This is a genomic window from Xanthobacter variabilis (genome assembly GCF_043831965.2).
Classification (GTDB): Bacteria; Pseudomonadota; Alphaproteobacteria; order Rhizobiales; family Xanthobacteraceae; genus Xanthobacter.
On the sequence record NZ_CM195533.1, the window covers coordinates 1288354 to 1301900 of the forward strand.

A 13547-nucleotide genomic window follows, 5' to 3' on the forward strand; every position below is an offset into this window, starting at 1 on the left:
CCAAAGTTGCATCCGGCCGCGATTTATGTAAATTTGAATGAACTGAACACAACATTCCGGAAAATGGAATATGGCGCTGCACCTGACATTGAAGCAGCTCCGCCTCGTTGCCCTGGCGGACGCCATGGGGTCCTACGCAAAAGCGGGACAGGAACTGGGTTTGAGCCCACCGGCGGTGACCGCTCAGATGAAGGCGTTGGAAGACGAGCTTCAGATGCCGGTGTTCGAGCGCATCGGTGGAAAGATGCGACCGACGGCCGCGGGACGGGAGCTGATTGCTGCGTCGCAGCGCGTCGCCCTGGCGGTGGCGGACGCTGAGCGCGCCATCGTCGCCCTGCGCAGCCCGGAGCAGGGCTCGGTGGTGGTGGGCGTGGTCTCCACCGCGAAATATTTCGCGCCCATGGCCCTGGCCGCCTTCCGCAAGCGCTTTCCGAGCATTGAGCTGAAGCTGGTGATCGGCAACCGCGCCGAAATCATCTCCGGCTTGAAGACCCTCGATTTCGACCTGGCGGTGATGGGCCGCCCGCCGGCGGAGCTGGACGCGGAAACGCTGGTCATCGGCGACCATCCCCATGTGATCATCTCTCCGACCGAGCACCGGCTGGCGCGGCGCAAGCGCCTGTCGCCGCATGAGCTGGCCAAGGAGGCTTTCCTGGTGCGCGAGCCGGGCTCGGGCACGCGCATCCTGATGGAGCGGGTGTTCGAGGAGGCGGGCGCCCAGGCGCCTGCCATCGCCATGGAGATCGGCTCCAACGAGACCATCAAGCAGGCGGTGATGGCGGGGCTGGGCCTCAGCTTCATTTCCGCCCACACGGTGGCCGCGGAGGTGGCGGACGGGCGGCTGGCGGTTCTGGATGTGGCGGGGCTGCCGGTGATGCGCCAATGGCTGGTGGTGCGCGCGCGGGAGAAGCGCCTGCTGCCGGCGGGGCAGGCCTTGAACGAATTCCTTGCGGAAGAAGGCGGCAGCTTCCTGCCGCGGATGTCGCGCTGAGAGACATCGTGCCCGTGCGGGTGCGGATCGACGCCGGGCCGGCGCAAAACGGCGCAGCGGGCGCGCCGAGGCGCACCCGCTGCTAGGAAGGGACGATCAGGGCGGCGAGAATCCCTTCCTGTTCCGATGCCCCCGACCGTGGGGGCGATTTCAATCCCCTGCGCCGTGCGCTGCGGTCCACCGGGGGGCGGTGGGGCCGAGTCGGCGGCGAGAGGGCGGCAGCGCTGGCCGCGGATGCCTCTGGGGCGGAGGCGGATCCGAACGCGGAACGCCTTGGCTCTGAGGGGAGCGGCGAGCGCGCCGGAGCGCGCTCGCCGTCGGGAAGGGATGATCTCAGGGCGGCGAGAGTCCCTTCCTTCCCAAGGCCCCCACCGTGGGGGCGATTTCAATCCTGCGTGTCGTGTTCCGGTCCACCGGGGGGCGGTGGGGCCGAAACGTCGGCGCGGGCTGGCTGCGCTGGCCACACATGCCCCCGGGGCGGGGGGCGGTTTCAGGCGCGCGTGGTTGTCGCGCCTGGGATGGATGGCGAGCGCGCCGAAGCACGCTCGCCATCAGGAAGGGACGATCAGGGCGGCGAGTATCCCTTCCTTTCCGAAGCCCCCTGCCTGGGGGCGATCCTCAATCCTCTTCGCTTGGCCCCGGGCCGCCGGGGGGCGGTGGAGGCGGGGGGAAGCCGCCGGGCGGAGGCGGCAGCAGGGCCGGCTCGATGCGCGCCAGGCGCTCCATCTGTTCCTGCGTCAGCTTGGTCTTCAGGGTGCTGATGGCCCGCGCGATGCGCTCGCCCACACGCCCCTGTTCCTGCAGCCCCCCGGCAAGCGCCTCCAGGGCGCCGAAGGGGGCCGGCGTGACGGCATTTCCGCCTTCGGCCGTCGTGCCTTGCGGGCAGGCCGGCGCCGGGCGGCGCGGCCGGCACGGGGCGGGCGGCGGTGCGCTCGCCTGGAGCGCGTCGGTCAGGTCGCGCCAGGCATCGAGCTGGTCGGCGCGGATGCCGATGGCAGCCTCAGCTCCGGCCAGGGCCCGCGCATAGCCGAGCGGGTCGGGGCGCGGACCGGGCGGCGGCCCCATCGGCCGGCGGCCCGGATGGCCCATCGGGCGCTCGGCCCCGGGCGGAGGACCCATGCGGCGGGCGTCGGGGCCCTGCGATCTCGGCTCGCCGGCCGCGAAGCGGGGGCCTTCCGGCGCCGCAGGCGGGGGAGCACCGAAGGGCACCTCCAGCGCGGCCATCTGTACCGCGCGGTCGGACTTGGCCGATTGCTCCATCGGCAGGCGGTCCTGGATCTTCGCCGGGCTGCCCTGGGCGAGGGCGGCCCCCGCCAGGCAGACGGCGACGCCGGACAACAAAGCCAGCCGAACGGTTCGAGGTGTCATGTCCATCGCCCTTGCGACGATTGCGATGGAGGCACCTTGGGCCGCTCCTGTTGCTGCCGAAGGTCTGCTGGTATCCCAATTTGTCCGCCGCGCGCCGATTTGTAAGCGAACGTTGCCGGGGGCCTCGTGGCAAAGAAGTGTTGCACCCGGTGATGCCGGGAAACGGTCGAGGGCGGTTAAGGTCCGGGGAGACAGGAGAATGAGGCCCGTGGACATTGGTGCGCATGTTCTCGTCGTCGACGACGACCTGGAGATCCGGAAGCTGCTCGGCCGTTATCTGGTGGGGCAGGGCTTTCGCGTGACGACGGCGGGAGACGGCCGGGAGATGGGCGAAAAGCTCGCCACTCAGCGAATCGATCTTGTGGTGCTGGATCTGATGCTGCCGGATGCCTCCGGCCTGGATCTGTGCCGAGAGCTGCGCGCCACCTCCAACGTGCCGGTGATTCTGCTGACCGCCCTGAAGGAGGATGTGGACCGCATCATCGGCCTTGAGATCGGCGCCGACGACTATCTCGGCAAGCCGTTCAACCCGCGCGAGCTGGTGGCGCGCATCCGCGCCGTGCTGCGGCGCGTGGCGCCGAGCGGGGGGGAGCAGCAGTCAACGCCTGCCAGTTTCCGATTCGCCGGCTTTCGCGCCGAGCCGGATCTGCGCCGCGTCACCGCCGAGGATGGCAGCGAGGTGACCCTGACCGGGGCCGAGTTCGACCTCCTGATGGCGTTCCTGGAGCGCCCGGGCCGCATCCTCTCGCGTGACCAGCTGCTGGACATCACCAAGGGGCGGGAGGCCGGGCCCTTCGACCGTTCGGTGGATGTGCTGGTGAGCCGGCTGCGCCGCAAGCTGGGTGACCAGGGCAATTACCAGATCCTCAAGACCCTGCGGAATGGCGGCTACCAGCTGGCGGTGCGGGTGGAGACCGAGGAAGCGTCATGAAGAGCCTGCGCGCGCAGGTCACGGCGCTTCTTGTGGTGGCCATGGTGCTGGTTGTGGCGTTCGCCAACGTCGCCTCCTTCTTCCTCACGGCTCCGGGCGGCCCGCCGCCCCATGTGGCCGACGACGCGGCGGAGCACATTGCCTTCGTGGTGGCGCTGGCCACCAAGGCACCCCATGCCGGGGAGACGGCCGGAACGAGCGGAATGGGCTTTCGCGGCAGCCCGCCGGCTGGGGACCTCAACCCGTTTGCCACCAATCAGCTTCGGGAAGCCCTGGCACGGCTCGGCATCTTCTATCCCGTCGAGGTGCTGAACGTGCCCGGGGAAATGGCGCCGATGGCGGCCCTGCACCTGCCCGACGGCCGCTGGCTGGTGACGCGGGCCAATCTCTATGGCCCCCTGCCGCCGCCGCCTCCGGGCGCGCCCGGGCGCGCCGGCTGGACGCTCAACCTTGCCACCTGGTTCGTGCTGATGGTGGCCGGCATCACCCTGGTGGTGCTGTTTGTCATGCGCCGGCTCATGAAGCCGTTGTCCCTCATCGAGGAGGCGGCGGCCCAGATCGGCCCCAATGGCGAGCCGCCGGTGCTGCCCGAGGAGGGGCCGGAGGAGGTGAGGGCGGCGGCCGCGGCCATCAACCGCCTCTCCGCGCGCCTCAAGGCGGCCATGGACAGTCGCATGCGCATCGTCGCCGGCGCCGCCCACGATCTGCGCACGCCGCTCACCCGCATGCGGCTGCGCGCCGAGTTCATCCCCGATGACGAGGAGCGGGCCCAATGGCTTTCCGACCTTGCCGAGCTGGATCGCATCGCCGACAGCGCCATCCGCCTCGTGCGGGAGGAGGTGGAGGCCGGGCCGGGCGAGCCCGTGCGCCTCGACCTGATGGTGCAGGAGGTGGTGAGGGAAGTGGCGGAGACGGGCGGCACCGTGGCGCTCCTGGGGGTTGAGCCCGTGCTGGTGCCGGGGCGTCCGCTCTCGCTGAAGCGCGCGGTGCGCAACCTGGTCGTCAATGCCGCCACCCATGGCGGCGGCGCGCGGGTGGCGGTGCGCTGCGATGGCGCGCCCACCGGTGGCGCCATGCGGGCCGTGCTCACCATCGAGGATGACGGCCCGGGCATTCCCGAGGCGCTCATGGGGCAGGTGTTCGAGCCCTTCTTTCGGGTGGATCCCGCCCGCCAGACCAAGATTCCGGGGGCGGGGCTGGGCCTTGCCATCGCCAACGAGATTTTGGGTCGTCACGGCGGAAAGCTCACCCTGGTCAACCGCCCCGGCGGCGGCCTTCTCCAGCGGGCGGAGCTGCCGGCAGTGGCACCGGAGACGGGGAATCACGGCCCGGGCTAGCCGTTGCTTTCCCGCGCTTCCGAGCGAACGGATTCCCGCTTCGCGCGGAAGCCCCCCGGACGTCGAAGCTGCGAGGGGGCAGCAGGGCCGGGATGTGCCGCTGCAGTCATGAAGCCGCACGGCCCCGGCCGGGGCGCCCCGGAGGAACATCCACAAGTCTGCCCGTATGAGGTTGCAGCTTCGCTCCTCCCGGTACAGCCGATCCAGCCGCCGGCTGGCAGATTGTCGCCGCCGCCCAGGCTGCTGGCCTTTCCCGGCGCGGGGCCACGGCCCTCGCGGCTTCCTGCCTGTGGCAGGGGCGCCTGCCGGGGACGAGCGGCGCCGCGAGGCAAGGTGCTTGGGAGCACAGGCGGCACCCGCCGGGACGGGGCCTCAGAACGAAAAAGGCCCGGCGCGGGGCCGGGCCTTTGGAACCTTGGAGCGCTGACGGCTCAGCGGGTGGGGACGGGCTTTTCGCCGCGATAGTCGTAGAAGCCGCGCTTGGTCTTGCGGCCGAGCCAGCCGGCCTCGACATACTTCACCAGCAGCGGGCAGGGGCGGTACTTGGAATCGGCCAAGCCTTCGTGCAGCACCTGCATGATGGCAAGGCAGGTGTCGAGGCCGATGAAGTCCGCCAGCTGCAGCGGGCCCATGGGATGGTTGGCGCCGAGCCGCATGGCCTTGTCGATGGCGTCCACCGAGCCCACGCCCTCATAGAGGGTATAGATGGCCTCGTTGATCATGGGCAGCAGGATGCGGTTGACGATGAAGGCTGGGAAGTCTTCCGCCACCGCATAGGTCTTGTGGAGGCTGGAGACGAACCCCTTCGCCACATCGAAGGTCTCGTCGTCGGTGGCGATGCCGCGCACCAGTTCCACCAGCTCCATCAGCGGCACCGGATTCATGAAGTGAATGCCGATGAAGCGCTCCGGCCGGTCGGTGGCGGCGGCGAGGCGCGTGATGGAGATGGATGAGGTGTTGGAGGCCAGCAGCGCCTCGGGGCGCAGCACGGCGCACAGGCCGGTGAAGATCTTGCGCTTCACCTCCTCGCGCTCGGTGGCCGATTCGATCACCATGTCGCAGGGAGAGAGGTCCTCGGTCGCGGGGGCGACGGAGATGCGCGCGAGCGCGGCCTGGCGGGCGTCCTCGGTGATGGTGCCCTTGGACACCTGACGGGCCATGTTGCCGTTGATGGTGGCGATGCCGGCGCGGCAGCGTTCGGGATCGGCGTCGCTGAGGAACACGTCGTAGCCGGCGAGGGCGCACACGTGAGCGATGCCGTTGCCCATCTGGCCGGCGCCGATAACCCCGACCTTCTTGATCTCGATCGGCATGATTCTCTCATTTCGCATGAGGGGCCGGCGGGACGGCACCCGGATGAGGATGGCTGCGCGGGGGGCACCGCTGCGGCCGTGATGTTCCTTCCGAGCACGAGGGGCTCGGGCGCCCTCGTGCTCCTTGTCGTCATGTCCCGGCGGAACCCTTGCGGGCCCGGCGGCCTAAGGTCCCGCCGGCGGGCGGCGGAACCAGGTCGGGACCTTGGGCGATCAGCCCTTCACCTTGGCGATCTCGGCCTTCAGCTCTGGTACCACGGTGAAGATGTCACCCACGAGACCATAGTCGGCCACCTGGAAGATGGGGGCTTCCTCATCCTTGTTGACGGCAACGATGACCTTGGAGTCCTTCATGCCGGCCAGGTGCTGGATCGCGCCGGAAATGCCGAGCGCCACATAGAGCTCGGGGGCGACGACCTTGCCGGTCTGGCCCACCTGCCAGTCGTTGGGGGCGTAGCCCGCGTCCACCGCGGCGCGCGAAGCGCCGACAGCCGCGCCCAGCTCGTCCGCCAGCGGCTCGATCAGCTCGGCGAACTTCTCGCGCGAACCCACCGCGCGGCCGCCCGACACGATGATCTTCGCGGCGGTCAGCTCGGGGCGGTCGGAAGCGGCGATGGCCTCTTCCACGAAGGTGGAGAGCGCGGGATCCGCGGCCACGGCAGCGGCCTCGATCGGCGCCGAGCCGCCTTCGGCGGTAGCGGCGAAGGAGGCGGTGCGCACCGTGATGACCTTCTTGGCGTCGGTCGACTTCACGGTCTGGATGGCGTTGCCCGCATAGATGGGACGCTCGAACGTGTCGGCGCCGTCCACCTTGATGATGTCGGAGATCTGCATCACGTCGAGCAGGGCCGCGACGCGGGGCAGCACATTCTTCACCATGGCGGTGGAGGGGCCGACGATGGCGTCATAGCCTGGGGCGAGCGCCACGATGAGCGCGGCCAGCGGCTCGGCCAGGCGGTGCGCATAGAGCGCGTCGTCGGCCAGCAGCACCTTGTTGACGCCGGTGAGCTTGGCGGCGGCCTCGGCAGCGGCCTTGGCATCCTTGCCGGCCACCAGCACGTCCACCGGCGCGCCCAGGGCCAGGGCCGCGGTCAGCGCCTTGGCGGTGACGCCGTTGAGAGCGGTATTGTCGTGTTCCGCCAGAAGCAAAGTCGCCATCAGATCACCCCCGCCTCGTCCTTGAGCTTCGCCACCAGTTCGGCCACCGAGGCCACCTTCACGCCTGCCTTGCGGCCGGCCGGCTCGGCGGTCTTCAGCACCTGGAGGCGCGGCGCCACGTCGACGCCGTAGTCCGCCGGGGTCTTGTCGGCGATGGGCTTCTTCTTGGCCTTCATGATGTTGGGCAGCGACGCATAACGCGGCTCATTGAGGCGCAGGTCGGTGGTGACGATGGCCGGGCCCTTCAGCTTGATGGTCTGGAGGCCGCCATCAATCTCACGGGTGATGGCGAAGCCGCCGTCTTCCACGACCACCTTCGAGGCGAAGGTCCCCTGCGGCCAGCCGAGCAGGGCCGCGAGCATCTGGCCGGTCTGGTTGCAGTCGTCGTCGATGGCCTGCTTGCCGAGAATCACGAGGCCGGGGGCCTCTTCGCCCACCACGCCCTTCAGGATCTTGGCGACGGCGAGGGGTTCCACCGCGGAATCGGTCTTCACCAGGATGCCGCGGTCGGCGCCCATGGCGAGAGCGGTCCGCAGGGTTTCGGAGGCCTGGGCCGGGCCGATGGAAACGGCCACCACCTCGGTCGCCTTGCCGGCTTCCTTCAGGCGCAGGGCTTCTTCCACGGCGATTTCGTCGAACGGGTTCATCGACATCTTGATATTGGCCAGCTCGACGCCCGAGCCGTCCGATTTCACCCGCACCTTGACGTTGTAGTCCACCACCCGCTTCACGGGCACCAAGATCTTCATAAAGGCGTGCTCCCCGTCTAACACCATGGAGGTCCCGAGCGCGCGCGAGCCGCGCCGGAGGCTCCTCCTTCCTTCGGGTTCCCTGCATTGCAGCAAACCTTGGGGCGGGCAACGTAGGAGGGGCCCGAAACCGTGTCAACGCTGGCGAAAATCGCCCCGGGCCTTGTCCTCTCCGCGCACCGAGGGCACGCCGGATGGATCGGGATCGAGCAGCGCGACGCCGGGCCGGCGCATCACCAGCACCAGCACCCCGCCCGCCAGGAAGCCGCCGAGGTGCGCGACCCATGCGGTTTCCCCCTCGCGGGCCATGACAACCTGCCAGATCTGCACCGCCAGCCAGACCCCGATGATGAGATAGGCCGGCACCTTCAACGGCACCTTCATGAACACCAGCGCCCACAGCCGGACGTTGGGGTGCAGCACCAGATAGGCGGCGATGACCCCCGCCACCGCGCCCGAGGCACCCACCAGCGGCCCTTCCGCCTCCGGCTGGACGACCACATGGGCGATGGCCGCCGCCACCCCGCACAGCAGGTAGAAGAGGAGGAAGCGCAGGTGGCCGAGGGCGTCCTCCACATTGTCGGCGAACACCCACAGGAAGGCCATGTTGCCGATGAGGTGCAGCCAGCTGCCGTGCAGGAACATGTAGGTCACGAGGGTCAGGTCGGCCGGTGGCGCCAGAAAGCCTTCCGGCAGCACCGCCAGCCCCGACACCACCGCCGGGATGGCGCCGAAGGAGACCATGCCGGCTTCCTCCGGGTGGCCCGAAATGCCCCCCTGCAGCAGCGTGTAGACCAGCACGTTCACCGCGATGAGGGCATAGGTGACGTAAGGCCGGCGCACATGTTCCAGCGGGTTGATGTCGGCGATGGGCACGAACATGAGGGCCTCGGGGCGGTCATGGCCGGTGGCGCGGGGCCCGCATGCTAGAGCATTTCCCCGTTCCGCGGAAACGGGGAGGGGTCCTCATTCATCGAGCTGGCGTGTCTTCCTCACGCCAGCTCCGGTCGGCCGCGATCAGCGGCCGCCGCCGGGCACCCACAGCACGTCGCGGGCGCCGCGGGCATTGGTGTAGCGGCTCGCCACGAACAGGAAATCGGACAGGCGGTTCATGTACTGGATGGCCGGCTTGCCCACCGCGTCCTCGGCGCTCTGGGACAGCTCCACCATCTCGCGTTCGGCGCGCCGGCAGATGGTGCGGGCGAGGTGGAGATGGGCGGCCGCCGGGGTGCCGCCGGGCAGCACGAATGAGGTGAGCGGCGCCAGCTCCGCATTGAGGGTGTCGATATCCTTTTCCAGGCGCTCCACCTGGGCCGGCACGATGCGCAGGGCATCGCCGGGCGCCTCGTTCGCCGCCGCGGGCGTGCACAGGTCGGCGCCGAGATCGAACAGGTCATTTTGAACCCGGTTCAGGATGGCATCGAGGGCCGGCGCATCGGCCAGGTGCAGCCGGGCGAGGCCGACGGCCGCATTAGCTTCGTCCACGGAGCCGTAGGCCATCACCCGGAGGTCGTACTTCAGTACCCGTGCGCCGGTGCCGAGGCCGGTGGTGCCGTCGTCGCCGGTGCGCGTGTAGATCTTGTTGAGCTTCACCATGGGTGGAGGTGCCTTCTGGTCGAGAACTGGGGAAGGGGACGGTCAGTGGTGCATGGCGAACACCGTGGCCGCCACCAGGGCGACCGCGATGAGCTGGGCCAGCACCCGCAGCCGCATGAGCTTCTGCGAGCGGCGCGGGGAGCCGCCCGAGGCGAGATTGTAAAGGCCCAGGAACAGCACGCCGGCCACCACCGCCAGCGCCAGCGGAATGAAGACATAGATGGACCATTGCAGCATGGCGGCCGTCCTCCCCGTTCCGTCCTTGTCGCCCTTTTGCCGAAAGCGGATGGCCGCGCTCTCGCGGAGAGAGGCCGCACGGTTTGGGGGCGGATTTGCCGCCAGGATAGGGCAGTGCGGGCGTTCCGGCGAGCCCGCCGCGGCGCGCCGAAACGCCTGTGGGGAACGCGAGGGAGGGCGCGGCGGGTGTGGGGAGGTCTGCGGCTGGCCCCAGGCACCTTCGCCGTGGTGGGTGAAGCCGGTGGCGCGCCCCTTTGCTGCTGCGGGAGCGGGCAAACGGCCATCGATGCCGCGGGCCCCCTGGAGCTGGCTCATCGCCCGGCACGCGGCAGCCCGCTCCCTTGGCGGAGCACCTCGATGTCCGGCGGACGTCCGTTTGCCCGGCTGTTGCACCGGTTGCCTTGGCCATTGGGGGGGGGCTCTGCCACCGCTGCGGCTCGCGCGGTCTAGGGCGGTTGTCCCGGGACAACAGGCAGGGGGCTTCGATGCGCGCGAGCACCCCGGCGCCGCACCCGTGTTTCCGCGCTCATCACCTCGTCCGCAGGGCGCAAGCCGCAAGGCCGGCGGAGCCGCGCCGAGGGCTGGTCAAGCTTAAGCGCACGTGGCGAGAGGTGCGTGGCCACGCGGAAAGCTCTCCTTCAGCGGCTCCGTCTTGCCTTCGCGCTGGGGATAAGGAGACGCGCCGGAAATGTGGGCCTGGCCGAGCGACGGAGCACGGGGCCTCGAAACGCCGAAATGGCCATTCCGCCTTGAACGCGCCGCTTCCGCGTCAGCCTGGGCGTGCCGGCGCTCTCCTTTAAAAATGGAGGGCGAACGATGCCGTTATTCCCCTTGTCGCACCTTGGCGTCGTGGGGCACGCCCCCTCCCGATGCGGATGGGCGCCCGCCCTCCGGGGTGGGGGCGGGCGCTGCATCACTGAAAGCCGTGCCTCAGGTGGCGATGCGGCGGGCAATCTCGTCCACGGGCAGTTTCACGAGGTCCTTGGCCACCTCGCCGTCCACCAGTCCCCGCGCCTGCGGGCCGAGGGCGTCGCGCAGGGTGCCGAGCGCCTTGGGCGGGGCGACCAGCAACAGCCGGCGCAGCTCGCCAGAACTCGCAAGCGCGTCAAGGCGCTCCGCCACGCGCTTGAGGAAGGCGATCTCGGCCTCTGTATGGAGATCGGCCTCCTCGACGGCGCTGCGCGATACGCCCGCCGATTCGTGCACCCGCCCGGGACGCTCGGTGCCGAGCGCGGTGGTGCTCTCGTGCGGCTCGCTCACCGTGTCGACCACCGCGAGCTTGGGTTCGGGCGGGATGCCCGAATCAGCCAGCAGCAGCGCCTTCGCGCCATCGGCCACCACCACCAGACGATTGCATTTGGGGAGCGTACCCATCGACGTTTCTCCTCGTTCTGCCGTGCGTTCCGGCCCTTGATTTCGCCCCAGCATCGGCGCCGGCGGCCGGCCGTGCCTTGCGCGGGATCAAGCTGCCCTTCCGCCGCGATCACTTCTTGCACGCGGTCCGCCGTGTCTGCGACTCCTTGGCGGCACGGCGCCCTTGCACAGTGTGTCGCACGCGTGAGATCATAATGCTTCATGTGGCGCTCGGCGAAGACGAAACGACCCGCGGGGCCGTGCGGGAGCGCGGAAAAGGGGAAGGGACGATGCCTTTTCTCGTCAGGTTTCTTGTGACCCACGCGGTGGTTGGCATCTCGCTGGCGGTGGCGCTGGTGGGGGCCATGGTGGCGTTCAACGTGGCGGGCCTCGGCAAGCTGGCCAGCACCGAGGACGGCATGCTGGGTCTGGTGCTGCTCACCTTTGGCCTGGGCGTGACCTTCGGCAGCGTGCAGATGGGCTTCGCCGTTATGCTCATGAGCGACGGCAAGGAGCCGCCCCGTGGCCGCCGCGTGCTCTCACGCCTCGTTCCGCGCACCGTGAAGGTGACCGCGCACCGCTGACGGCGGGTGGCTGATCCGCCAACGCCGGATCGACCGTCACAGGATGACGCCGAGTGCGGCGTGCCCTCCTTCGCTTGAATGGAGAGTGAGGGCTCACGCGCGTGAACGGGTCGCTGGCGAGAGCGCCTCATCCCTTGGGGGGATAGCGGCGCCTGGGGGCATAGCGGCGCCGTGAGGTTCCGTACTCGCGCCATTCATTGTGGCGCTTATCGTGAGCATCCGCACGCGCCCCCCGTTGCAGCGGGCGCGCCGCCGGCCGCTTGGCATTGTCGCTGCCTCTGGCCCTCCTGATGGGCATGGCAGGGGCCAGTGCCGTTTCAAATCGCTGCAGAATGACGGCTTGAGGCGGCGTGGCCTGCGCAGTGCGGTCCTGTCCCTTGTCGCCGCGTCTCTTGCCTCGCCCCGCGCCGCCCCGATGGCGTGCCGCAGGCCGAAGATCCGCCGTGACGCGTGTGCGCTGGAACGCTCTTATGGCCGCCTGATGGGGGACGGCGCAGCCGGCGCGTCTCCACTCTTTCAGAAGAGGCGCGAGGCGCAGTGGGCCCGCGTCGCGCGGCCTTGGTTGCCGTGCCGCGCTTTTGCGCCCCTTCTGCCTTTCTTTCCGATCCCTCCGCTGCAAATGCTGGACGTGGGGTGGGGTGCTCCAGGTCGGCGTTATCCGCGCTCCCGGTGGCGCTCTGGTGGGGCAGAACGTAGCCCGCGCGGTTGTCGTGTCTCAGGTAACGCACAGCAGAGTCGCGCCGCCCCGCCGAGCGCCGGATTTGCCCTGCAGATGCGCTTTCGCGGGTGGCGCACCGCCTTTCCCGCCCCTCCGCCCGCTGGCGGAGGCTATGTCGTTGTGCGGGGGCTCCGGACTGCAGTCGTGGCCGCCCAGATAGGGCCGTGAAGGAATGCGCGCGGCCTCAATCCTTCAGACCAAGCCCCACAAAGCCGCGATGGTCCCCGCGCGGCGTGCCGCCTCTGCCGATGCGTTTTCGCGGGCGGCGCGCTGCCTTTCCCGCTCCCTCTGCCCGCAGGCGGAAGGCATGTCATTGAGCGGGGGCTCCGGAGTGGTGTCGTGGCCGCACCGTTGGGCCGGTGAAGGAATGCGCGCGGCCTCAATTCTTCAGAGCAAGCCCCACAAAGCCGCGATGGTCCCCGCGCGGCGTGCCGCCTCTGCCGCCCCCTCCGCCCGCAGGTGGAAGCCGTTTGAACAGGGGCGCGAAAGTCGCATCGCGGAGGCCGCGATGGCGCCGAACCGGATTTGCGTCGGCGAAGCGTTTCGCGGGGCGGCGTGCCGCTCCTCCGGCTCCCTCTCCGGCTGGCGGAAGCCGTGTCGTTGAGCGCGAGCTCCGGAGTGGCGTCGCGGTCGCCCCGATGGGGCGGCGACGCTGCTCGCGCGGTCCTAATCTTTCAGACGACGCACCTCAGCCGCGATAGCCCGCGCGGTGTCAGTTTTGTCTTGCCGATGCGTTCTCGCGGGCGGCGCGCTGCCTTTCCCGCTCCCTCTGCACGCAGGCGGAAGACGTGTCGCTGAGCGGGGGCTTTGGAGGGGCGTCGTGGCCCCCCCGATGGGGGCGAAGCTGCTCGGGCTGCCCGATCCCTCAGATGACGCACCGCAGAGCTGCGATGGCTCTGCGCGGCGCCGGGTTTGTTCTGGTGATGCGCTCTCGCGGGCGGCGTGCCGCTCTCCCCGAACCCTCTGCCTTCTGGCGGAAGCCGTGTCGGTGCGGGCGGGCTTTGGAGTGGCGTCGTGGCTGCCCCATGAGGCCGGCAGGTGCCTCGCGCGGCCCCGATTTTTCAGGCCATGCGCCACAGAGGCGCGACGGCGCCGCGCCGCGTCGTGTGTGCGCATTGCTTCGCGGGAGGCAGGCCCGCCGCAATCCGCCTCCGCACACGGGAAGGGGGCTGGAAGGCGCCGGTGGGCGGCGCCCGTCCCGCAGATGGAGAT

The 13547-nt window shown here is 69.7% G+C and carries 12 protein-coding genes; 4 read left to right on the plus strand and 8 right to left on the minus strand.

All coding sequences use genetic code 11. The features are described from left to right. Window positions 1–70 precede the first annotated feature (70 nt). Window positions 71–991, plus strand: a complete 921-nt coding sequence (locus V5F26_RS05535) for a LysR family transcriptional regulator (RefSeq protein ID WP_394057248.1) — start codon at window positions 71–73, stop codon at window positions 989–991. 618 nt (window positions 992–1609) lie between these two features. Here V5F26_RS05535 and V5F26_RS05540 read toward each other — a convergent pair. After that, window positions 1610–2359: a hypothetical protein gene (locus tag V5F26_RS05540; RefSeq protein WP_394946888.1), complete on the minus strand. Its 750-nt coding sequence runs from the start codon at window positions 2357–2359 to the stop codon at window positions 1610–1612. A 199-nt stretch (window positions 2360–2558) separates the two neighbouring features. On the opposite strand from V5F26_RS05540, the gene V5F26_RS05545 reads away from it, so the two are divergent. Together V5F26_RS05545 and V5F26_RS05550 are read left to right on the plus strand one after the other, a co-directional pair. Next, window positions 2559–3290 (plus strand): response regulator, encoded by a 732-nt coding sequence (locus V5F26_RS05545; protein ID WP_394057244.1) that lies wholly within the window; start codon window positions 2559–2561, stop codon window positions 3288–3290. Beyond that, the gene (locus V5F26_RS05550) at window positions 3287–4627 is read left to right on the plus strand and encodes an ATP-binding protein (RefSeq protein WP_394946889.1); all 1341 of its coding nucleotides are present in this window, start codon (window positions 3287–3289) and stop codon (window positions 4625–4627) included. Before V5F26_RS05545 ends, V5F26_RS05550 begins: the two co-directional genes overlap by 4 nt. Window positions 4628–5058: 431 nt before the next feature. Here the strand turns inward: V5F26_RS05550 and V5F26_RS05555 are convergent, their stop codons facing one another. The 7 genes from V5F26_RS05555 to V5F26_RS05585 all read right to left on the minus strand — a co-directional run bounded on the left by V5F26_RS05555 (window position 5059) and on the right by V5F26_RS05585 (window position 11054). Continuing rightward, a complete protein-coding gene (locus V5F26_RS05555; protein WP_234053538.1) occupies window positions 5059–5940 on the minus strand; it encodes a 3-hydroxybutyryl-CoA dehydrogenase in 882 nt (293 codons plus the stop codon). A gap of 213 nt (window positions 5941–6153) precedes the next feature. Beyond that, window positions 6154–7098 (minus strand): electron transfer flavoprotein subunit alpha/FixB family protein, encoded by a 945-nt coding sequence (locus tag V5F26_RS05560; RefSeq protein WP_234053537.1) that lies wholly within the window; start codon window positions 7096–7098, stop codon window positions 6154–6156. Then, window positions 7098–7847: an electron transfer flavoprotein subunit beta/FixA family protein gene (locus V5F26_RS05565; RefSeq protein WP_234053536.1), complete on the minus strand. Its 750-nt coding sequence runs from the start codon at window positions 7845–7847 to the stop codon at window positions 7098–7100. Before V5F26_RS05565 ends, V5F26_RS05560 begins: the two co-directional genes overlap by 1 nt. Before the next feature lie 135 nt (window positions 7848–7982). Beyond that, window positions 7983–8729 carry a rhomboid family intramembrane serine protease gene (locus tag V5F26_RS05570; RefSeq protein ID WP_394057241.1) on the minus strand — a complete coding sequence of 249 codons (747 nt, stop codon included), beginning with the start codon at window positions 8727–8729 and terminating at the stop codon, window positions 7983–7985. A gap of 135 nt (window positions 8730–8864) precedes the next feature. Continuing rightward, entirely contained in the window at window positions 8865–9443 is a 579-nt protein-coding gene (locus tag V5F26_RS05575; protein WP_394946890.1) for a cob(I)yrinic acid a,c-diamide adenosyltransferase, read from the minus strand. A gap of 42 nt (window positions 9444–9485) precedes the next feature. Continuing rightward, entirely contained in the window at window positions 9486–9680 is a 195-nt protein-coding gene (locus V5F26_RS05580) for a twin transmembrane helix small protein (RefSeq protein ID WP_234053533.1), read from the minus strand. 930 nt (window positions 9681–10610) lie between these two features. Continuing rightward, complete coding sequence (locus V5F26_RS05585) at window positions 10611–11054, minus strand: host attachment protein (RefSeq protein ID WP_394057239.1); 444 nt, start codon at window positions 11052–11054, stop codon at window positions 10611–10613. 269 nt (window positions 11055–11323) lie between these two features. Here V5F26_RS05585 and V5F26_RS05590 point away from each other — a divergent pair, with 269 nt between their 5' ends. Beyond that, the gene (locus V5F26_RS05590; protein WP_234053531.1) at window positions 11324–11617 is read left to right on the plus strand and encodes a hypothetical protein; all 294 of its coding nucleotides are present in this window, start codon (window positions 11324–11326) and stop codon (window positions 11615–11617) included. Window positions 11618–13547 lie beyond the last annotated feature (1930 nt).